We start from the raw sequence: 17,775 nt of genomic DNA on the forward strand, positions 1-17,775 counted from the left end.
CAGCCCGATATCGCCGGTGATCGAGGCGCGCAGGCTCAGCTTGTCGCCGATCTTGGTCGTGGTGAAGCCGTCGAAATCCCGCTCGACGATGAAGCCCCGGATCACGCCCTCAAGCTTGGCCCAGACCACGGCCAGGTCGGCGACCGGCGAGTTGGTGATCCAGTATTTGCCGCCGTTCAGCCGATAGCCGCCCTCCACGGCGACCGCGTTCGTCTTCATGGAGGCGGGGTCGGAACCCCCGTCGGCCTCGGTCAGGCCGAAACAGCCGATCAGCTCGCCCGCCGCCATCCGGGGCAGGAACCGCATCCGCTGCTCCTCCGATCCGAAGGCATAGATCGGATACATGGCCAGCGACGACTGCACCGACATGGCCGAGCGATAGCCGGAATCCACCGCCTCGATCTCGCGCGCGATCAGGCCATAGGCGACATGGCTGACGCCCGATCCGCCGTACTGCTCAGGCAGGGTGGCGCCCAGGAACCCCATCTCGCCCATCTCGGTCATGATGGCGCGATCAAAGGTCTCGTCACGGAACGCCGCGACGACGCGGGGCAGCAGTTTCTCGCGCGCATAGGACCGGGCCGCATCCTGGATCGCCCGCTCGTCCTCGGTCAGCCGGCCGGCCAGGTCGAATGGATCGTCCCATTTGAAGGTCTGAGTAGGGGCGGCAGCACCGTCGGCCATGAGGTCTTCCCGAGATTGCGGGGGTCTTTCGCCGTCGTCACGCGATGGTGACGGCCGCCCCCTGTTTCAGCGGTCGGTTTAGGCCAGAATGGACCGATGCGGTAGGGGTCGGCCCTGCCGCGAACGGAGGCGCCCTTGATCCGCACCCTGATCCAGACCTCGTCCCGGCTGTTTGCCGATCACCCGCGTGAAGTCGGCGAAAGCTATGGCGACCATTTCACGACGGCCGCCCGATACGGTCTGCGGCTGATGCGGCTGTCTGGAACCGCCTTCCTGCATGCGGTGGTGCCGGGGGTCTGCAAGACCACCGTGTCGGACGAGATCAAGCGCATGGCCGACGACCTCGGCTACCGCGCCCAGATCGCTCGCGAATGCCGGATGCAGGACACCGGTGCCTTCGATCCCGGCCTCTAGCGAAGAACCGCTATGTGTCCGAACACCAGGACCGCGCCCGTGGCGACAGTGTAGACGGCAAAGGCGTTGATCGTCTGGCGTCGTCCGCGGGCGATCTCCTCGCTCTCCGGAGAATACCAGCGCTGGGCCCACAGCAGATAGCCCGCCTGCAACCCCCAGCACGCCAGAAAGGCCGGCACCGCCCACCGGGTCAGCAGCACCAGGGCCGCGCCGGAAACCAGCACCAGCACCGACCCTAGGGTCAGGATGATGTCGGCGGCCCGTTCGTTCGCAGGCGTGGGGAAAATCTTGCCGAACACGGCCTCCAGCCGCCAGTTGAACACCATCTGGCGCAGGGCGACGAGGCCCGCGACCACATAGAAGACCCCGATCGCACGCGCCGCCCATTCCATGCGGCCACGGTGCAATGCGGCCCGTACGGCGGCTACCTACGGATTCTGATAGGTCGCGACCGCGCTGGAAGCCGGGCCCGTTGATTTGAGAACACACCCGGAACATACTGGCCGTATGCCTGCCGCCGCCGTCCACCTCGAACTCGTCTTCAGCCGTCCCGAGACCACCCTGTCCGTGACCCGGGGCGCAGCGCGGCTGCTGGCCGACATGGGCTATGCGCCCCTGCTCGAGGTCTGTCTGCCGAACGGCCGCCGGGCCGACGTCATGGCCCTGGGGCGCAAGGGGGACATCGTGATCTGCGAGGTGAAATCCGGAATCGAGGACTACCGCGTCGATCGCAAATGGCCCGAATACGCCCCCTTCTGCGATGCCTTCTTCTTCGCTGTGGCCCCGGAGTTTCCGCAAGACGTCCTGCCGCAGGAGCCGGGGCTGATCGTCGCGGACGGTTTCGGCGGGGCGGTGGTCAGGGACGCCCCGGTTCTGACATTGGCCCCGGCGCGCAGGAAGGCGCTGACCGTCGCGTTCGGACGGCTCGGAGCGATGCGGCTGTTGAGAGAGTGATTGGTGATTGGTGGTTGGTGACTGCCAGCCCACAAGCCGGTTATCGCCGGCCATGCCGTGCAGCATCAACCACTAACCACTAGCCACCAATCACCCCTACCGCGGCGCGCGCTTGGCCAATATCCGCTGCAGGGTCCGACGGTGCATGCCCAGCCGCCGCGCGGTCTCGGAGACGTTGTTGTCGCACAGTTCATAGACCCGCTGGATATGCTCCCAGCGAACCCGGTCGGCACTCATCGGGTTTTCGGGAGGTTCGGGCGTAGCGTCGCCGATGGCCAGCAGGGCCTTGACCACATCGTCGGCATCGGCCGGCTTGGACAGATAGTCGACGGCGCCGGCCTTGACCGCTGCCACCGCCGTGGCGATGGCGCCGTATCCTGTCAGCATGACGATGCGGGCGTCCTCGCGGCGCTCGCGCAGGGTCTCGACGATCTTCAGACCGTTGCCGTCGTCCAGCCTCATGTCCAGCACAGCGAAGGCGGGTAGCGCGGTCCTGAGCGCCTCCGTCGCCTCGGCCACCGACCCGGCGGTGGTCACTTGAAAACCCCGCGATTCCAGTGCCCGGCCAAGGCGGGTGCGCAGGGCTTGATCGTCGTCCAGCAGAAGCAGGGTTCGATCCGACAGACCGGCGATGCGGTCTTCGATGCTCGACATTTCAATGGTCTCCATCACGCTCAGGTCGGTCGTCGCACGGCCAAGGTCAAGCGGCGCGGCGATCTGTCGCTTGTCCACCCGCCCGACCCCGGGATCAAGCGGGCTCCAGAGCGCGACGGGGCCAGCGCACCGTGACCCGCGCGCCCCGGTTCGGCCCATGTCCCGCCTCGCCCGTCCCCACCGTGACCACCCCGCCGGTGCGCTCCAGCAGGGTGCGGGCGATGAAGAAGCCCAGGCCCATTCCGCCCTGGCTGGGGATTACGGGCTCCGGCGGGGGAGGCGGCGGTGCCTTCCTGCCCTTGCCGACCGTGATCCGGGGCGGCCGGGTCGCGTCCCGTATCTGGGCGGCCAGGGCCCGGCGCGCCTTGCCTTGCGGCCGACTGGTCACATAGGGCTCGCCCAGACGCGGCAGGATGTCGGCGGCGAAGCCCGGGCCGTCGTCGATCACCTCGACCTCGATCCAGTCGGCCGCGACCGTGGCGTCGATCTTGACCTCCGAGGTAGCGAAGTCGGCGGCGTTCTCGACGATGGCCGACAGTCCGTGGATGATCTCGGGCAGACGCAGCACCCTCAAGTCCGCCGCCCCGGGCTGACCCCCGACATAGACCGACATCTCCAGGTCGAACCCGGCATGCGGCTCGACCACTTCGTTCAACAAGGCCTTCAGCCCCACGTCGGCATAGAGGGCGTCGCCGTCCTCCGGCCGCTGGGACAGGCGTTTCAGGATTTCGCGGCAACGGTCGGCCTGTTGCAGCAGCAGGGTGGCGTCCTCGGCCACCGCCCCGCCGGCCTTGGCGTCCCGCAGCAGTTCCTTGGCCACGACCTGGATGGTGGCCAGGGGCGTGCCCAGTTCGTGGGCCGCCGCCGCCGCCAGACCGCCCAGCGCCGCCAGCCTCTGTTCGCGTTGCAGCACGTCCTGGGTGGTGGCCAGGGCCAGCTCCAGCTTCTCCGCGTCCGCCGCGACCCGCCAGGCATAGGCCGAGGTGAACACCACCCCGGTGATCAGGGCCAGGCCCGTGCCGAACCGGTACAGGATCGGCAGCTCCAGCTCGGTGCCCGACTGCCACGGCAGCGGCATCGACCATTTGAACAGCACCCCGGTCGAGATCAGAACCAGCAGGCCCATGCCGATCGCCTGACGCCCCGGCAGGGAGGCGGCGGCGACCGTCACCGGTGCCACCAGCAGCAGGCAGAACGGGTTCTCCAGCCCTCCGGTCAGGGCCAGCAGCACCGACAGCTGAAGCACGTCGAAGCCCAGGTGGATGGCGGTCTGGCCGCCGTCCGGCAGGCGGCTGTCGGTCTGGCGCAGGCGCGCCACCGAGGTCAGATTGACGATCACGCTGGCGGCGATGACCAACAGGCACTGCCAGATCGGCAGCGGGAAATGCAGCATGCCGGCGGCCACCACGACGGTGGCGCTCTGGCCCAGGATCGCCAGCCAGCGCAGGATGATCAGGGTTCGCAGCGTCAGACCCCGCCCACGCCGGGGCAGGTCGCGCCAGTTGGCGATCGAATAGTCGATCAGGCCCGGCGACTGGCCCTGTTGCGACGATGAAGCGTTTTCCAGGATGCTCACCTGCGTTCTATAGACCGCTCGCGCCGTCGTGTCGGCGGTCCTGTCGAAGAGAAGCCAAGATGCCGCGTCGTTCCATCCTGCTGTTCGCCGCAGCCTGTATCGTCATCGCCGCGACCCTGGCCGTCATCACCGTCGTGGTCGTGACCAGCCGCGAGCGGGCGACGGTCGAGGCCTCGGGCGGCGCGACGGGCACAGCCCAGGTCGGCGGAGCATTCCAGCTGGTCGATCAGGACGGCCGGGCGGTGGATCAGACCCTGCTGGACGGCAAATGGAGCCTGGTCTTCTTCGGCTTCACCTACTGCCCCGACTACTGCCCGACCACGCTGAACGGCCTGGCGGCGACCAAGGCGCAGATGGGAGAGGCGGCGAAGGACCTCCAGATCGTCTTCATCTCGGTTGATCCGGCCCGCGACACGCCTCAGGCGCTCAAGGACTATCTGGCCTCGGACGGGTTCCCCGAGGGGGTCATCGGCCTGACTGGCACGCCCGAACAGGTCGCTGCCGCCGCCAAGGCCTACCGCGCCTACTATGAGAAGGTCGGAGAGGGTGACGCCTACACCATGAACCATTCGCTGACGGTCTATCTGATGGGCCCCGACGGCCGGTTCCGCTCGGCCTTGGCCCACGATCTGGGACCTGAACGGTCGGCGCAGCTGATCGAGCGGGTGATGAAGCGGGGCTGAGGAATAAATCCTTTTGCAGTGCGGCGCGTTCTATGGTGCCCTGCCGCATTCGGTGGGGACCGTCGACAGGATCCTATGCTCTACGCACTTCATGAGATGGCCTACACTTCGGCCCAGCCCTTTCGTCTCGCAGCGCAGCTGGCGCGGGGCTTCTGGAAATCGCCGCTGAACCCGGCCAGCGAGACCGCGATCGGTCGCACGGCCTATGCCTCGGCTGAACTGTTCGAGAGCGTGACGCGCCGCTACGGCAAGCCGGACTGGGGCCTGGAAACCATCACCATCGACGACAAGCCGGTGCGCACGGTCGAACAGGTCGTCTGGTCCACGCCCTGGGTGAGGCTGGTCCGGTTCGCGCGCAATGTCGGTGATCTGAAGCGCGCCAGGAAGCCGGTCGCGGCCCCCAGCGTCCTGATCGTGGCCCCCCTGTCGGGTCATTACGCGACGCTGCTGCGCGGCACGGTCGAGACCTTCCTCCAGGATCACGACGTCTATGTCGCCGACTGGGTCAACGCCCGTACGGTGCCGGTGCTGGAAGGTCGTTTCGACTTCCACGACTATATCGACCACGTGCGGATGATGCTGGCCCAGATCGGTCCGCGCGCCCACGTCGTCGCCGTCTGTCAGCCCGGCCCGCCGGTGCTGGCCGCCGCCGCCGTCATGGCCGCCGAGAACGACCCGAACCGCCCGGCTTCCATGACCTTCATGGGCTCGCCGATCGACGCCCGCCTGTCGCCGACCGTGACCAACCAACTGGCCGAGGAGAAGCCCTTCGCCTGGTTCAAGTCCAACATGATCCACACCGTGCCCTGGCCCTATCCTGGGTTCGGACGCCGCGTCTATCCGGGCTTCGTTCAGCTGTACGCCTTCATGTCCATGAACGAGGACCGCCACCGCGACGCCCACTGGGACTATTTCAAGAACCTGGTGAAGGGCGACGGCGACGGGGTCGAGAAGCATGACCAGTTCTATGACGAGTATCTGTCGGTGCTGGACCTGACCGAGGAATTCTATCTCCAGACCATCGACATCGTCTTCCAGTCGCACCTGCTGCCGCGCGGCCTGCTGGAACACGACGGCAAGCTTGTCGATCTGGGTGCCGTGACCGACATCGGCCTGATGACCGTCGAGGGCGAGAACGACGACATCTCCGGCGTGGGCCAGACCCAGGCCGCCCACATCCTGACCCCGAACATTCCCGTCGAGCGCCGCGTGCTCTATGTCCAGCCCGACGTGGGCCATTACGGCGTCTTCAACGGCCGCCGGTTCCGCGAAGAAATCTATCCGCGCGCCCGGGACTTCATCGCCGCCAATGAAAAGCTCTGCGCCGTACCGAAACAATCAGCGTCTGCCGCTTAACGCGGCGACGGCCGCGGGCGAAGATGACCCGAGGCTGGTTCTGCGGCTGTCCGTGAATCCGCGGGCGCGGCGGATTTCGATACGGATCGATGCGAAGTCGGGCGAGGTGGTGGCGGTGGCCCCGTCGGAACGGCGTCTGCCTGAGGCCGTGGCCTTCGCGCGGTCAAAGGCTGCATGGATCACCGAACGGCTGGAGGCGCGGGTCGAGGGCGTGCCGCTGGAGCCCGGCACCGTCGTCAGCCTGCATGGCCGTGAGGTTCGGCTGGAAGCGACCGGCACGAACGGCGCGGCGCGTCTGACGGAAGATGCCTCGGGCCCTGTGATCCGTTCGGGCGGCGAGGGCGAGGCCTTCGGACGCCGCGTCGAGGCCCTGCTCAAGCGCGAGGCGCGCGCCGCACTGACCGCCCGCACCGACCACCACCTGAAGACCCTGGGCCAGAATCCGGTCAGGGTCTCCATCGCAGACACCCGTTCGCGCTGGGGCTCGTGCAGCCCGCACAACCGCACGATTCGCTATTCCTGGCGCGTCGTCCTGGCCCCGCCCGACGTGCTCGACTATCTGGCCGCCCACGAGGTCGCCCATCTGGTTCACGCCGACCACAGCCCGGCCTACTGGTCCGTGGTCCATCGCCTTGTCGGGGACCACCGGCCGTTCCGCAAATGGCTTCGCGAGCACGGCCAGGCTCTTCACGCCGTCGGGCGCTAACCCTTGGCCCAGACCCCGAACGGATCGGCCCAGTCCAGGCTCAGGGCCTTGGCCACCGCCGGATAGGTCACCTCGCCGTTCAGGACGTTCAGGCCCCGCGCTAGGTGTGGATCGCGTTTGAGCGCCTCCAAACCCTTGTCCGCCAGCGCCAGTCCGAAGGGCAGGGTGGCGTTATTCAGGGCCTCCGAACTGGTCCGCGGCGCCGCGCCCGGCATGTTGGCGACGCAGTAATGGACGACATTGTCGATCACATAGGTCGGGTCTTCGTGGGTCGTGGCGCGGCTGGTCTCGAAACAGCCGCCCTGGTCGATGGCCACGTCGACGAGCACGCTGCCGGGCTTCATGCGCGCCAACTGATCGCGCCGGACCAGGGTGGGGGCCTCGGCGCCGGGGACCAGAACCGCGCCGATGACGACGTCGGCCTTGACCAGTTCCTCCTCGATGGCGGCGATCGAGGAAAAGCGGGTGATGACCCGGCCTCCGGTCAGTTCGTCGATCTCGCGCATCCGGGGTATCGACCGTTCCAGCACCACGACCTCGGCACCCAGCCCCATGGCCATGCGGGCGGCATTCATCCCGACCACGCCGCCACCCAGAACCAGCACCCGCGCAGGCGCCACGCCCGGCACCCCGCAGAACAGCAAGCCCATGCCGCCGTTGTGCTTGAGCAGGGTCTCGGCGGCCGAGAAGACCGCGATCCGCCCGGCCACCTCCGACATCGGCGCCAGCAACGGCAAGCCGCCACGGGCGTCTGTCACCGTCTCATAGGCGATGGCGGCGCATCTCGAGGCCAGAAGGCCACGCGTCTGATCCGGGTCGGGGGCCAGGTGCAGATAGGTGAAAAGAATCTGGCCTTCGCGCAGCCGCTCCCACTCGATCTTCTGAGGCTCCTTGACCTTCACGATCATGTCGGCACCCGCGAAGATCGAGGCCGCATCCGCAACGATCGCGGCACCGGCCTTCTGATAGTCGGTGTCGGTGAATCCTGCGCCCAGACCCGCGCCGGTCTCTATCGAAACCACGTGGCCATGCGCGACGTATTCGCGCGCAGCGGTGGGGGTCAGACCGACCCGATGCTCGTTTTTCTTGATTTCCCTCGGTACGCCGACGCGCATGATCGTCTCCCTGACCGGGCCGCGCTCATGACCAGGCGGGCCTCGTTTCAAACGCCAGACTAGGCGAGACGTGGAGACAGGTTGTTGTTTTTGCGTGGCTGATCAGGCGGGCGAACAGGGCGTCCATTGCGCGTCGTGCCGAAACCGCGATCAATTTCGCCCTAGTCCCCCACCGTGTCCAGATCCCGCCCCTTGGTTTCGGGCAGGAACAGCAGGGCCACCACGACGGCCACGGCCGTGAAGAAGACCGAATACCACAGGCCGAAATAGATGTTCCCCGACCAGGCCACCAGCGCGAAGCTGGCGGCGGGCAGCAACCCTCCGATCCAGCCGGTGCCGACGTTGTACGGCAGGCTCATGCCGGTATAGCGGACCCGCGTCGGGAACAGCTCGACCAGGGCCGCCGCCTGGGGGCCGTACAGGGCGCAGGCGGCGACGATGAAGATCATGAGGATGGCGAACACGAGAGGTCGGTTGATCTGCGCCGGATCGGCCTTGGTCGGATAGCCGGCCTGGACCAGGGCGGCCTTGACCTGGGTCTCGACGCCCGCGCGGGCGGTCTTCAGGTCGGCCTTCGACATCGCCAGCCCGTCGATGGAGGCGATCTCGGTGGCACCGACGCGGACGCTGGCGACCGTGCCCGCCGGGGCCGCGACATTGGCGTAGGAGACCCCGGCGTTGGACAGCACGCTCTTGGCGATGTCGCAGCTGGAGGCGAAGCTGGTCTTGCCGACCGGATCGAACTGCAACGCACAGGTTGCCGGATCGGCCGTCACCGTCACGGGCGAGGACGCCTGGGCCTGGGCCAGGGCCGGGTTGGCCGCCTTGGTCAGGGCCTGGAAGCCGGGGAAGAAGGCCACGAGCGCCAGGATCATGCCGCCGATCATCACCGGCTTGCGCCCAACCTTGTCCGACAGCCAGCCGAAGAAGACGTACAGCAGGGCCGAGGCGACGGTGATCATCAGCACCAGCTGATCGACGATGGCCACGTCGATCTTGAGCACCCGCTCCATGAAGAACCGGGTGTAGAAATAGCCGCAGTACCAGACCGCCCCCTGCGCGATCATGATGCCGAACAGGGCGATCAGAACGAACTTGCCGTTCTTCCAGGTGCCGAAGGCCTCGCGGAACGGCGCGCGGCGTTCGCCGCCTTCGGCCTCCATCCGCTGATAGGCCGGGCTCTCGTGCAGCTTCAGCCGGATCCACAGCGACACCGCCAGCAGGAAGGCCGACAGCAGGAAGGGAATGCGCCAGCCCCATTCGTCGAACGCTTCCACGCCGACGATGGCCCGGGTGATCAGGATGGCCGACAGGGCACCGATCAGGCCGAGGGCCGCCGTCGTCTGGATCCAGCCCGTCAGCAGGCCGCGCTTCTCACGCGGCGAATGTTCAGCGACATAGATGGCCGCCCCGCCGTACTCGCCGCCCAGGGCGAACCCCTGGAGCATCCGCATGACCAGCAACAGGATGGGCGCGAGGATGCCGATCTGGCCATAGTCGGGCAGCAGGCCGATGGCCACGGTCGCGACCCCCATCAGGGTGATGGTCACCAGAAACGTGGTCTTGCGCCCGGTCCTGTCGCCGAACCAGCCGAACACCAGCGCGCCGGCCGGCCGCACCACGAAGCCGAGACCGAAGGTCAGCAGCGCCAGGATATAGGCGACCGTCTCGCCCGCATCGGCGAAGAAATGCCGCGCCACGATGGTGGCCAGGGATCCGAAGACGAAGAAATCATACCACTCGAACGCCGTCCCTGCTGCCGAGGCGATCACCACGGTCTTCAGGCTCGGACCGTCCTTGGCGGGTTCGGTCGTGGCGGTGTCGGCGGTCGTCATGCGCATCGTCTCCCCCGCGCCGTCTGCGGGCGCGCTGGGTCAGGCTTAGCAGGCGAAACGGCGCGGCGAAAAGCCCGCAGACACGCGGATCGGAACGCCCCGCTCAGAAGGGAAGCGTGCCCGTGCGTTCGATCTCGACCGGGCCGGTCATGAAGACGTGGTCGCTGGCCTCGTCCCAGCGGATGTGCAGTTCGCCGCCGTCGACGTCGATTCGCGCACTCCGGCCCGTCAGCCCCCGTCGTGCGCAGGCGACCAGGGCGGCGCAGGCCCCGGTGCCGCACGCCCGCGTCAGCCCCGCGCCCCGCTCCCAGACCCGCAGCCGGATATGGTCGGGGGCCAGCACATGGGCGAAGCCGACATTGACGCCTTCCGGGAACAGGGGGTGATGCTCGATCAGCGAACCTGAGCCGCGAACGAAGGCGTCGTCCGGTGTGTGATCGACGAAGAAGACTACGTGCGGATTGCCCATGGAAACGGCGCCGGGCGTGTGCAGCACCGGCGCGTCGATCGGCCCGACCTGAAGCTCGATGTTGCGGGTGTCCATCTCTTCGGCCAGAGGGATTTCGGTCCAGTCCAGCCGGGGCCGCCCCATGTCGACGGTGACGCGGTGGTCGCCCGCCCGGCTGGCCGTCGTCAGCCCGCCCAGGGTATCGATCGCGACACGGTTGCCGGACCCCGCCTCCAGCAGCATCCAGCCGACGCAGCGCAGGGCGTTGCCGCAGGTCTCGACCACCGCCCCGTCACTGTTCCACACCCGCATGAAGGCGTCGCCGGCCCTGGACGGCTCGATCGAGATCAACTGATCGAAACCCTCGCCCGTCTTGCGGTCGCCCAGCGCGCGCACCTGTTCGCGTGTCGGCGTGAACGGCCGATCCAGCGCATTGACCACGACGAAGTCGTTGCCGGCGCCGTTCATCTTGACGAAAGGGCGGGACATCATGGCGACCATATACGCATGGCGCGCCCGGTTCCCAACGGCTAACCATGGACGCGATGAAGCCCCCCGCCAAAGCCCCGCCGCCCCGGACCCTGAAGCGTCACGGTCTCGAACTGCGCGCGCGGCTGCGCTACCTCTATCACGGCGCGTCGCCCCTGGCCGTGCGGTTCCGGCTGACCGTCGTCGTGATCGACTTCGCCATCATCGCCTTCTTCATCGCTGCCCCGCTCCTGAAGGAGCAGGGGCGCACCTTCTATGTCATCGACTATGCCATCGCCGCCCTTCTGGCCGCCGATCTGGTGGCGCGGATCGCGGCCTATTCGGACTGGAAGGACTGGTTCAAGCGGCCGATCAACTGGATCGACATCGTGGTGCTGGCCACCCTGCTGTTTCCGGCCTGGGCCTTCAATTTCGGCTTCCTCAGGATCCTGCGGCTGTGGACCCTGCTGAACTCGGACCTGTTCTGGCGCACCGTCGGCCACCGGTTCGACAACACCAAGGTGGAGGCGGTGACCCGCGCGCTGGCCGCCCTGCTGACCTTCATCTTCGTGGCGACGGGGTTCGTCTATACCAGCTTCCGGGGTGGGCACCCGGGCCTGGTCGGCTATATCGACGCCCTGTATTTCACCGTGGCGACCCTGACCACGACCGGGTTCGGCGACGTCACACTGCCCGGGCCGTGGGGGCGACTTCTGTCGATCGCCATCATGCTGGTGGGCATCACCCTGTTCCTGCGCCTGGGCCAGACCCTGTTCCGGCCGCACAAGGTTACCTACCCGTGCGAGGACTGCGGCCTGACCCGCCACGACCCCGACGCCGTCCACTGCAAGGCCTGCGGCAACATACTGTGCATCCCGGATCACGGGGCCGAGTGAGGGCAGCGCGGCGGGTCGCAGAGGGTTCGGTCTCCACTCAGGGCAGGGTCGTGGCATAGTGATAGGCCAGGGACACCTGCATACGAAACACGTCCCGCGTCTGGTCCAGGGCAGCGGCCCGGTTGCCGGTTGTCAGGTTGTCCTTGACCACGTCGGCGGCCCCGCTCTGCATCGAATGAGCAGCGGCCAGATCACCATTCTTCAGCGCCAGCATCGCGCCGGTGATATGGAGCAGCATCAGGGTCGACCGGTTCAGGACCATCTCCGATCCGGGATTGGTGATCTCGACCATCCGGTTCAGCGCCGCCTCGGTCTGGCCATCCTCCGCCATCGTCATTGCCAGCAGCATCTCGGCCTCTATCGTCGTGGGATGTCCACGGCCCAGGTCCAGCGCCTGCTGATCGACGGCCTCTCGAAGAAGGGACAGAACCTCCGCCCGCCGTCCACCCGCCCGTCCAACAATGCGCGACAGGATCAGGGTGGCGCTGGCCAGACCGCGCTTGCGCGGATCAGAGGCGCGGCGGTTCCGGACGGCGCGTGCCAGTGTTTCGGCCGTTTCCAGCGATCCGGCCGTGCCGATCCTCGCCAAGGCCTCGGCCTGTTTCAAATCGGCGTTGTCGGCCAGCAAGGTGCCGTCCTCTGCGGTCGGATCGCTGCGAAGGGCCTGGGCGTAGTCGCGGGCCATCCGGGCGGCCGTGGTCCAGTCGCCTGCGCTTTCGGCTGCCGTCATACGCTGCTCCAGACCGACCAGGCTGGACGTCGTCGCCGTGGCATCGACGCGGTTCAGGGTCTGGCGCGCGCGTGCAGGATCGCCGAGATACTCATAGGTCTGCGCCAGAGCCCGCGTGATCGACGGACCCATGTCCACCCCCGTCGCCCCGGGATGGGCGACGATGTGATCCAGCGCGGCTTGCAAGACCGGTTGGGCCTCGAAATAGTTACCCTGAAGATACAGGGCCGACCCCAGCCGGATACGCCCCAGCTGGGTCAGGTCGTCTTCGACACCCCAGAGCTCAAGCGCGATATCATGAACCGTGCGAGCCTCCGCGACCGCCCTGACCAGAGCCGTCCCGCCCAAGCGCGACAGGTCGTTTGCCAGCCAGGCGCGAGCCGTAAGCGTCTGGCGGGCGCGCGGCCCTGCAGAGGCTTCCAGATCGCGGATGATCTTGGCCCAAAGCAGGGACGACTGGGCGGGCTGGTCGTCACTCAGTCGGACCGCCTCCGCGACGCGGGGATGATCCGGGCGCGGGACTGTGGCGGTCCCAGACTGCGCCGACGCCACCCCGGTTGCGCCTAGCATCAGGATGATGCCGCCGAGCGCCGCACCGGTGTCGCGGCGGAAAGATCGTGAAGTCAGAAAGGCGTTGCGTCCCATGGTGTGAGACTAGACCTGTTGCCGGGTCAGTCCCACCGCCTGAACCTGACGCGCGCCGAAGTCGATAGAGGCCTCAGCCGTGCTTTTCGATATAGGTCTCGGGGTCCTTGTTGACCGGCTTGATCCCCAGCAGGTGATCGGCCTCGAAGGCGGCGAACTTCACGGCCAGGTCGTGGCGCACGGCGATGGGCGCGCGGCGTCGGAAGTCGGTCAGGCCCTGACGCTCTTCCTCGCCCATATGCTTTGAGTTCACGACGTTGGCCTTGCCCACCGCCTCGATCCAGGCCCCCGATCCGACCGGCAGGCGGTTGGCGGCGGCCACCGCGTCGCGCAGCTTGTTGTGGTCCTCGATGGCGTCTTCGGTCTCGCCCTCGACCGTGCCGTCCTCGGCGTCGTTGGCCCCCTCGCCGCGCTTGAGCAGCTCGGGGTAGAAGAACCGCTCCTCGGCCTCCGCATGGACGTCCAGAAAGGCCGACAGCCGGCCCCAGACCTTGGTCAGGGCGTCCACGTCGGTCGCGTCGATCTGTTCCAGGATGGCGAACAGGCGGCGCTGTTCGGCGTGGTCGTCGAGGATCAGCTGGGTGATATCCATGGGGTTTGGGTCCAAGCGTTGCGGGTGCAGCCCGACCTAATCCGCCACCGGCCCGGCGGTTCCGGCGGGCACCGACGCAGGGGCCTCAAGCGGCGTACCCGCCAATGTCGCGGCGTAGCGCCAGGCCCATTTCACCTGCGCCTGGAACAGGCCCCCCCAGCGGTCGAGATAGGCCTTTCGGCTCTGGTCGATCTGCTCCAGGGCGACGCCCTGCATCGCGCCGGTCGTGCGCGCCATGGCCCGGTAGGCGCCGCGGGTGTCGCCCTGTGCGCCGAGAAGCAGGGCGCGGGTCATGGAGATGAAGACGAGGTTCTGGTTGTCGAATGCTCCGGGATGGGCCCCGACCCAGGCCTCAACCCGGTCCAGCTCCGGAAGGCCGATCGCGGCCTGCTGCTGTGACGCGGCGACCATGGCGTAGTAGAGCCGCCGACTGACCGTATCCCTGTGGTCCTCGCCCAGCTCGCGTCGCGCCGTTTCCAGCCGGTCCAGGGCGATGGTCATGGCCTCCTCGCCGGCGGCGGCGTCTTCCTCTTCCAGACTTCCCAGGGCCATGCCGAGGACGGCGTGTGCCTCCCGGGCCAGCTCCGGCAGGGCGTTCGCCTGCGCGTAGGCCAGCAAGACCCGCATACGCGCGGCCGCTTCGCGGGCGGGCTCGGGATTGCTTGAGCTGGCCGACATGGCCAGGGCGAACGCCAGCTTGACCTCCATCTCGCTTCGTCGCTCATCGCCGGCCGGCAAGGCGTCAAGCACACCTCGCCACGCCGCGGCTTCATCGGCGGGATTGTCGGCGCGCGCTGCGACATTGATCAACCGGCCGATCGGGTCGGCGCCTTCGACCAGCCTCACCACCGCCCGCGCCTCGTCGGGCCGGTTCAACCGGTTGTAGATGAGCGCCAGGGTCGCCGCGATATCGGCCGCATCCTGATCCCCTCCCGTCCGTCTCAGATAGTCGAACCCGGCGCGTACATAGGGTTCGCTCTCGGCATAGCGTTCCAGCCTGGCCAGGCTGGCCCCCATGGACATCCGCAGGTCGTGCGTCGTGGCATGGTCGGGACCATAAAGGGCGAGCGCGCGCTGATAGGCCGGCAGGGCGGTCTCGGCGGCCTCGGCCCAGTGCTCCTGACCCAGCTGGGCATTGGCGATCCGGGCCTGGATCGCGATCAGGTTTCGGTCATCGGTGTCGGGGCGAGGCAACAGGATCGCCTCGATGGCCCGGAACTCGATCTCGCCCTCGGCAAACCGGCTGTTTTCGACCAGCTGGGTGGCGAAATTCCAGCGCGCGTTGATCGCGGCGGCGGCCCCTTCACCCTGCGGCCCGGCACGGGCCTTGGCGTAAAGTCGGCGCGCAGCCATCAGGGCGGGGGTTTCGGCGGGCGCGACGGCCTGCGTGGCCGCGAACGCGCCGGATGGGGTCAGCGTCCCGGCGGACAACAGAACGATCAGGGCCAGCAGGGCGCGCATTCCGCAGTGATGCCCTTGCCGGGTCAGCCGATCAACCGACCGGACCTGACGCGTCCGGGACGTCCTCTGCCCGCCCTGTTTCCTCAGGCTCGGCAGAGGATGGGATCAGCGTCTCGGCATAGTCCCAGGCCCGCCGGACCTGGGAGCGGGTCAGGTCGGACCACTCCGACATATAGTTGCGGTTCCCGCTCGTCCGCGCCCTGGCCTCGGCGACGGACTGGAACCAGCCGGAGGCAACCGCGACACTGCGATAAGCCCCGCCCTCGTCGCCCAGATGCACCCTCAGCCCCGCCTGAACGATGGCCATCGATCCTGCATCCTCTTTGCTGACGACGCCCGGATGGGATGTCGCATAGGCTTGGGACCACTCCAACTCAACCAAGGCGGCCGGTACGAGATCCGCGTGACCTGGAAGCATGGCGAGCTGGGCGGTGTAGATGGCTGCGGACATTCGCAAGCTGACCGTTTGGGGGTCATCGTCACCGCGCGCCGTGCGCATCCTCGCCAAGGCGCTCTGGCCCAGTGCAGCGGCTTCGACGTATCCCGCAGCCTTGGCATCCTCCGACGGGTTTCTCGACACCAGTTGCGCTACCCCGTTCTCGAGACGGGCGATCGCGACGGGATCGCCCTGCATAGTCTCATTGGCCAACAGCCGGCGAGCCAGTGTCAGCGCTTCGTCATAAGCTGCACGATCGCCGACTTGGGCCAGCGGCGTCAGGGCCAGAACCAGTCGACGTTCTGCACCCTCCCGATCCTGGGAACCTGGCTGACTGGCCTCGACCAGGCCCCGTGCGGTTTGCTGTCGCACGACCGGGTCGTCGCTGGCGTCGAACACGTTGCGCAGTTGTTGAGGGCCCCCGCGCGGGGCCAAAATCAACACCTGCGTCGCCGCCTCTTCCTGGTCGAGATTGCGGTAGATGATGGCCAAAGACCCCGCGATCTCGGCAGCTTTGTCAGGCTGACCATGGTGCCGGTAATAATCGAAACTGGCTTGGGCTAGCGGGGCCGCTTCGGCATCGCGGTCCTGGACCCCGAAAATGCCCGCCAGCGTCATACGGGGCCGGTCGGTCACTTCCGTATTGGCACCGTAGCTCGCCAAGGCCGACCTATAGACCGGCAGGGCATAGGCCTCCGCCTCCGCCAGCCGGCCCTGGTTCATCAGGATTTCGCCGATCCAGCCCTGGATCTGCAGCGTGGCCAGGGCCTTGGGGCCGGCCATGGGTCGCACGGCGGCCTCGATCGCGCGGGCTTCGGTCTCGGCCTCGATATGGCGGCCGTCCTGGATCAGGGCGTGGACGATCAGGAACCGTGCGTTCAGCGCCTGCCCCGAGTTCGCGCCGGTCGCCTGAACCTGTCGTCTCCAGTCCTGACGCGCCGTTGCGACCGCCGCACTGTCGGTAGCGGCCTGCACAGGTGTCGGTCGCGGCACCGCTGAGCCCTGGGCAGGCAGGGCCGCTAGCAGGATCGACAGACCCATGGCCCAGGCTGCAAGGTTCCCCATGCCCGACCCTAGCGCGCCCAATCCTGCGCGTCAGCGTCGAAACCTGACGGAGCCCGGCCGCGATCAGTCCAGCTTTGCCAGGTCTTCGTCCGAGATGATCTCGTTGGAATAGACGTTCTGCACGTCGTCCTCGGCGTCCAGGGCGTCGAGCAGCTTCATCAGGGTGACGACATGATCACCCGTGACCGGCACCTCGGACTGGGGCTTCCAGACGATGGCGGTGGACTTGGCGTCGCCCAGGATCTTGGACATGGCCTCGGCGACCTCGTTCAGGTCCTCGAAGGCGGTCCAGATGGTGTGGCCCGGCGCGTCCTCATAGATGTCGGGCTTGACCAGATCGCTCTCGACATCCTGGGCCCCCGCCTCGATGGCGGCCTCCATGACGGCGTCCTCGGTGCCCGCTTCGGCGCGGTAGATGATCTGGCCGACCTTGTCCCACATGAAGGCCACCGAGTTCATCTCGCCCAGCGCCCCGCCGTTCTTCTTGAAGGCGGTGCCGATGTTGGAGTTGGCGCGGTTCCGGTTGTCGGTCAGGGCCTCGACGATGATGCCGACGCCGCCGGGGCCACGCCCCTCGTAGCGGACCTCTTCCATCGTATCGACATCGCCGCCGGCGGCCTTGTTCACGGCGCGGGTGATGACGTCCTTGGGCAGGCTTTCGGCCTTGGCGTTGTTGATGGCCAGACGCAGGCGGGGGTTCAGCGCCGGGTCGGGCATCCCCGACTTGGCCGCCACGGTGATGTCGCGCGACAGTTTGGAGAACAGCTTGGAGCGTACCGCGTCGGCGCGTCCCTTGCGGTGCATGATGTTCTTGAACTTGGAATGGCCGGCCATGCTTGTCTCTTTAAGGCGCTAACGCTCGCGACGCGGTCGCTCGCTGCTTGAGCGCGCTCCGTGTTTGGATCAGGCAGCGCGTCTAGCCGATGCGTTCGCGCCTGTCACGACGCGGCGCACGCCTCGGGCGGCGACGGAACCGCCAAGCCTGAAACGGATTAAGCGAAGACTGAACACGACAAAGGGCGCTCAAGTAGCGAGCGACCGCGTCGCGAGCGTAGCG

Annotated in this window: 18 protein-coding genes; 6 read left to right on the top strand and 12 right to left on the bottom strand. The window is 67.5% G+C overall.

Annotated features, from left to right (window positions below):
- Positions 1-684 (bottom strand): acyl-CoA dehydrogenase family protein (locus JHC99_RS10495; RefSeq protein WP_292154013.1); only part of this gene is annotated, 684 nt, incomplete at its 3' end.
- A 135-nt stretch (positions 685-819) separates the two neighbouring features.
- Here JHC99_RS10495 and JHC99_RS10500 point away from each other — a divergent pair.
- Positions 820-1,098 carry a DUF6356 family protein gene (locus JHC99_RS10500; protein ID WP_292154015.1) on the top strand — a complete coding sequence of 93 codons (279 nt, stop codon included), beginning with the start codon at positions 820-822 and terminating at the stop codon, positions 1,096-1,098.
- Here JHC99_RS10500 and JHC99_RS10505 read toward each other — a convergent pair.
- Positions 1,095-1,505, bottom strand: a complete 411-nt coding sequence (locus JHC99_RS10505; RefSeq protein WP_292154017.1) for a hypothetical protein — start codon at positions 1,503-1,505, stop codon at positions 1,095-1,097. The two genes, JHC99_RS10500 and JHC99_RS10505, sit on opposite strands and share 4 nt — an antisense overlap.
- 100 nt (positions 1,506-1,605) lie before the next feature.
- Here JHC99_RS10505 and mmcB point away from each other — a divergent pair, with 100 nt between their 5' ends.
- A complete protein-coding gene (gene mmcB, locus JHC99_RS10510; RefSeq protein ID WP_292154018.1) occupies positions 1,606-2,052 on the top strand; it encodes a DNA repair putative endonuclease MmcB in 447 nt (148 codons plus the stop codon).
- A gap of 96 nt (positions 2,053-2,148) precedes the next feature.
- Here mmcB and JHC99_RS10515 read toward each other — a convergent pair whose 3' ends face one another.
- On the bottom strand, positions 2,149-2,706 hold the full coding sequence (locus JHC99_RS10515; protein ID WP_292154021.1) for an ActR/PrrA/RegA family redox response regulator transcription factor: 558 nt from the start codon (positions 2,704-2,706) through the stop codon (positions 2,149-2,151).
- A gap of 94 nt (positions 2,707-2,800) precedes the next feature.
- Positions 2,801-4,276: an ActS/PrrB/RegB family redox-sensitive histidine kinase gene (locus tag JHC99_RS10520; protein WP_292154043.1), complete on the bottom strand. Its 1,476-nt coding sequence runs from the start codon at positions 4,274-4,276 to the stop codon at positions 2,801-2,803.
- Between the two features lie 65 nt (positions 4,277-4,341).
- Between JHC99_RS10520 and JHC99_RS10525 the strand changes: the two genes are divergently transcribed.
- The 3 genes from JHC99_RS10525 (at position 4,342) to JHC99_RS10535 (ending at position 7,027) form a co-directional block, all read left to right on the top strand.
- On the top strand, positions 4,342-4,965 hold the full coding sequence (locus JHC99_RS10525) for an SCO family protein (RefSeq protein WP_292154023.1): 624 nt from the start codon (positions 4,342-4,344) through the stop codon (positions 4,963-4,965).
- 75 nt (positions 4,966-5,040) lie between these two features.
- A complete protein-coding gene (phaZ, locus tag JHC99_RS10530) occupies positions 5,041-6,321 on the top strand; it encodes a polyhydroxyalkanoate depolymerase (RefSeq protein WP_292154025.1) in 1,281 nt (426 codons plus the stop codon).
- 52 nt (positions 6,322-6,373) lie between these two features.
- Positions 6,374-7,027 carry a SprT family zinc-dependent metalloprotease gene (locus JHC99_RS10535; protein ID WP_292154027.1) on the top strand — a complete coding sequence of 218 codons (654 nt, stop codon included), beginning with the start codon at positions 6,374-6,376 and terminating at the stop codon, positions 7,025-7,027.
- Here the strand turns inward: JHC99_RS10535 and ald are convergent.
- From ald to dapF, 3 genes are all read right to left on the bottom strand, one after another.
- Complete coding sequence (ald, locus tag JHC99_RS10540; RefSeq protein ID WP_292154029.1) at positions 7,024-8,142, bottom strand: alanine dehydrogenase; 1,119 nt, start codon at positions 8,140-8,142, stop codon at positions 7,024-7,026. The two genes, JHC99_RS10535 and ald, sit on opposite strands and share 4 nt — an antisense overlap.
- Before the next feature lie 161 nt (positions 8,143-8,303).
- Positions 8,304-9,983 (bottom strand): MFS transporter, encoded by a 1,680-nt coding sequence (locus tag JHC99_RS10545; protein ID WP_292154031.1) that lies wholly within the window; start codon positions 9,981-9,983, stop codon positions 8,304-8,306.
- 97 nt (positions 9,984-10,080) lie between these two features.
- The gene (dapF, locus tag JHC99_RS10550) at positions 10,081-10,914 is read right to left on the bottom strand and encodes a diaminopimelate epimerase (protein WP_292154045.1); all 834 of its coding nucleotides are present in this window, start codon (positions 10,912-10,914) and stop codon (positions 10,081-10,083) included.
- Positions 10,915-10,970: 56 nt separating this feature from the next.
- Here dapF and JHC99_RS10555 point away from each other — a divergent pair, with 56 nt between their 5' ends.
- The gene (locus tag JHC99_RS10555) at positions 10,971-11,789 is read left to right on the top strand and encodes a potassium channel family protein (protein ID WP_292154032.1); all 819 of its coding nucleotides are present in this window, start codon (positions 10,971-10,973) and stop codon (positions 11,787-11,789) included.
- A 37-nt stretch (positions 11,790-11,826) separates the two neighbouring features.
- On the opposite strand, the gene JHC99_RS10560 is transcribed toward JHC99_RS10555, so the two are convergent.
- The 5 genes from JHC99_RS10560 to JHC99_RS10580 all read right to left on the bottom strand — a co-directional run bounded on the left by JHC99_RS10560 (position 11,827) and on the right by JHC99_RS10580 (position 17,552).
- Positions 11,827-13,164 carry a tetratricopeptide repeat protein gene (locus JHC99_RS10560; protein WP_292154034.1) on the bottom strand — a complete coding sequence of 446 codons (1,338 nt, stop codon included), beginning with the start codon at positions 13,162-13,164 and terminating at the stop codon, positions 11,827-11,829.
- A gap of 73 nt (positions 13,165-13,237) precedes the next feature.
- Positions 13,238-13,756, bottom strand: a complete 519-nt coding sequence (locus JHC99_RS10565; RefSeq protein ID WP_292154036.1) for a hemerythrin domain-containing protein — start codon at positions 13,754-13,756, stop codon at positions 13,238-13,240.
- Positions 13,757-13,792: 36 nt separating this feature from the next.
- A complete protein-coding gene (locus JHC99_RS10570) occupies positions 13,793-15,217 on the bottom strand; it encodes a hypothetical protein (RefSeq protein ID WP_292154038.1) in 1,425 nt (474 codons plus the stop codon).
- Between the two features lie 31 nt (positions 15,218-15,248).
- Positions 15,249-16,718 carry a hypothetical protein gene (locus JHC99_RS10575; RefSeq protein ID WP_292154039.1) on the bottom strand — a complete coding sequence of 490 codons (1,470 nt, stop codon included), beginning with the start codon at positions 16,716-16,718 and terminating at the stop codon, positions 15,249-15,251.
- Positions 16,719-16,781: 63 nt separating this feature from the next.
- Positions 16,782-17,552, bottom strand: a complete 771-nt coding sequence (locus JHC99_RS10580) for a YebC/PmpR family DNA-binding transcriptional regulator (protein ID WP_292154041.1) — start codon at positions 17,550-17,552, stop codon at positions 16,782-16,784.
- Positions 17,553-17,775: the final 223 nt, after the last annotated feature.

It is taken from the genome of Brevundimonas sp. (genome assembly GCF_016463485.1).
Classification (GTDB): domain Bacteria; phylum Pseudomonadota; class Alphaproteobacteria; order Caulobacterales; family Caulobacteraceae; genus Brevundimonas.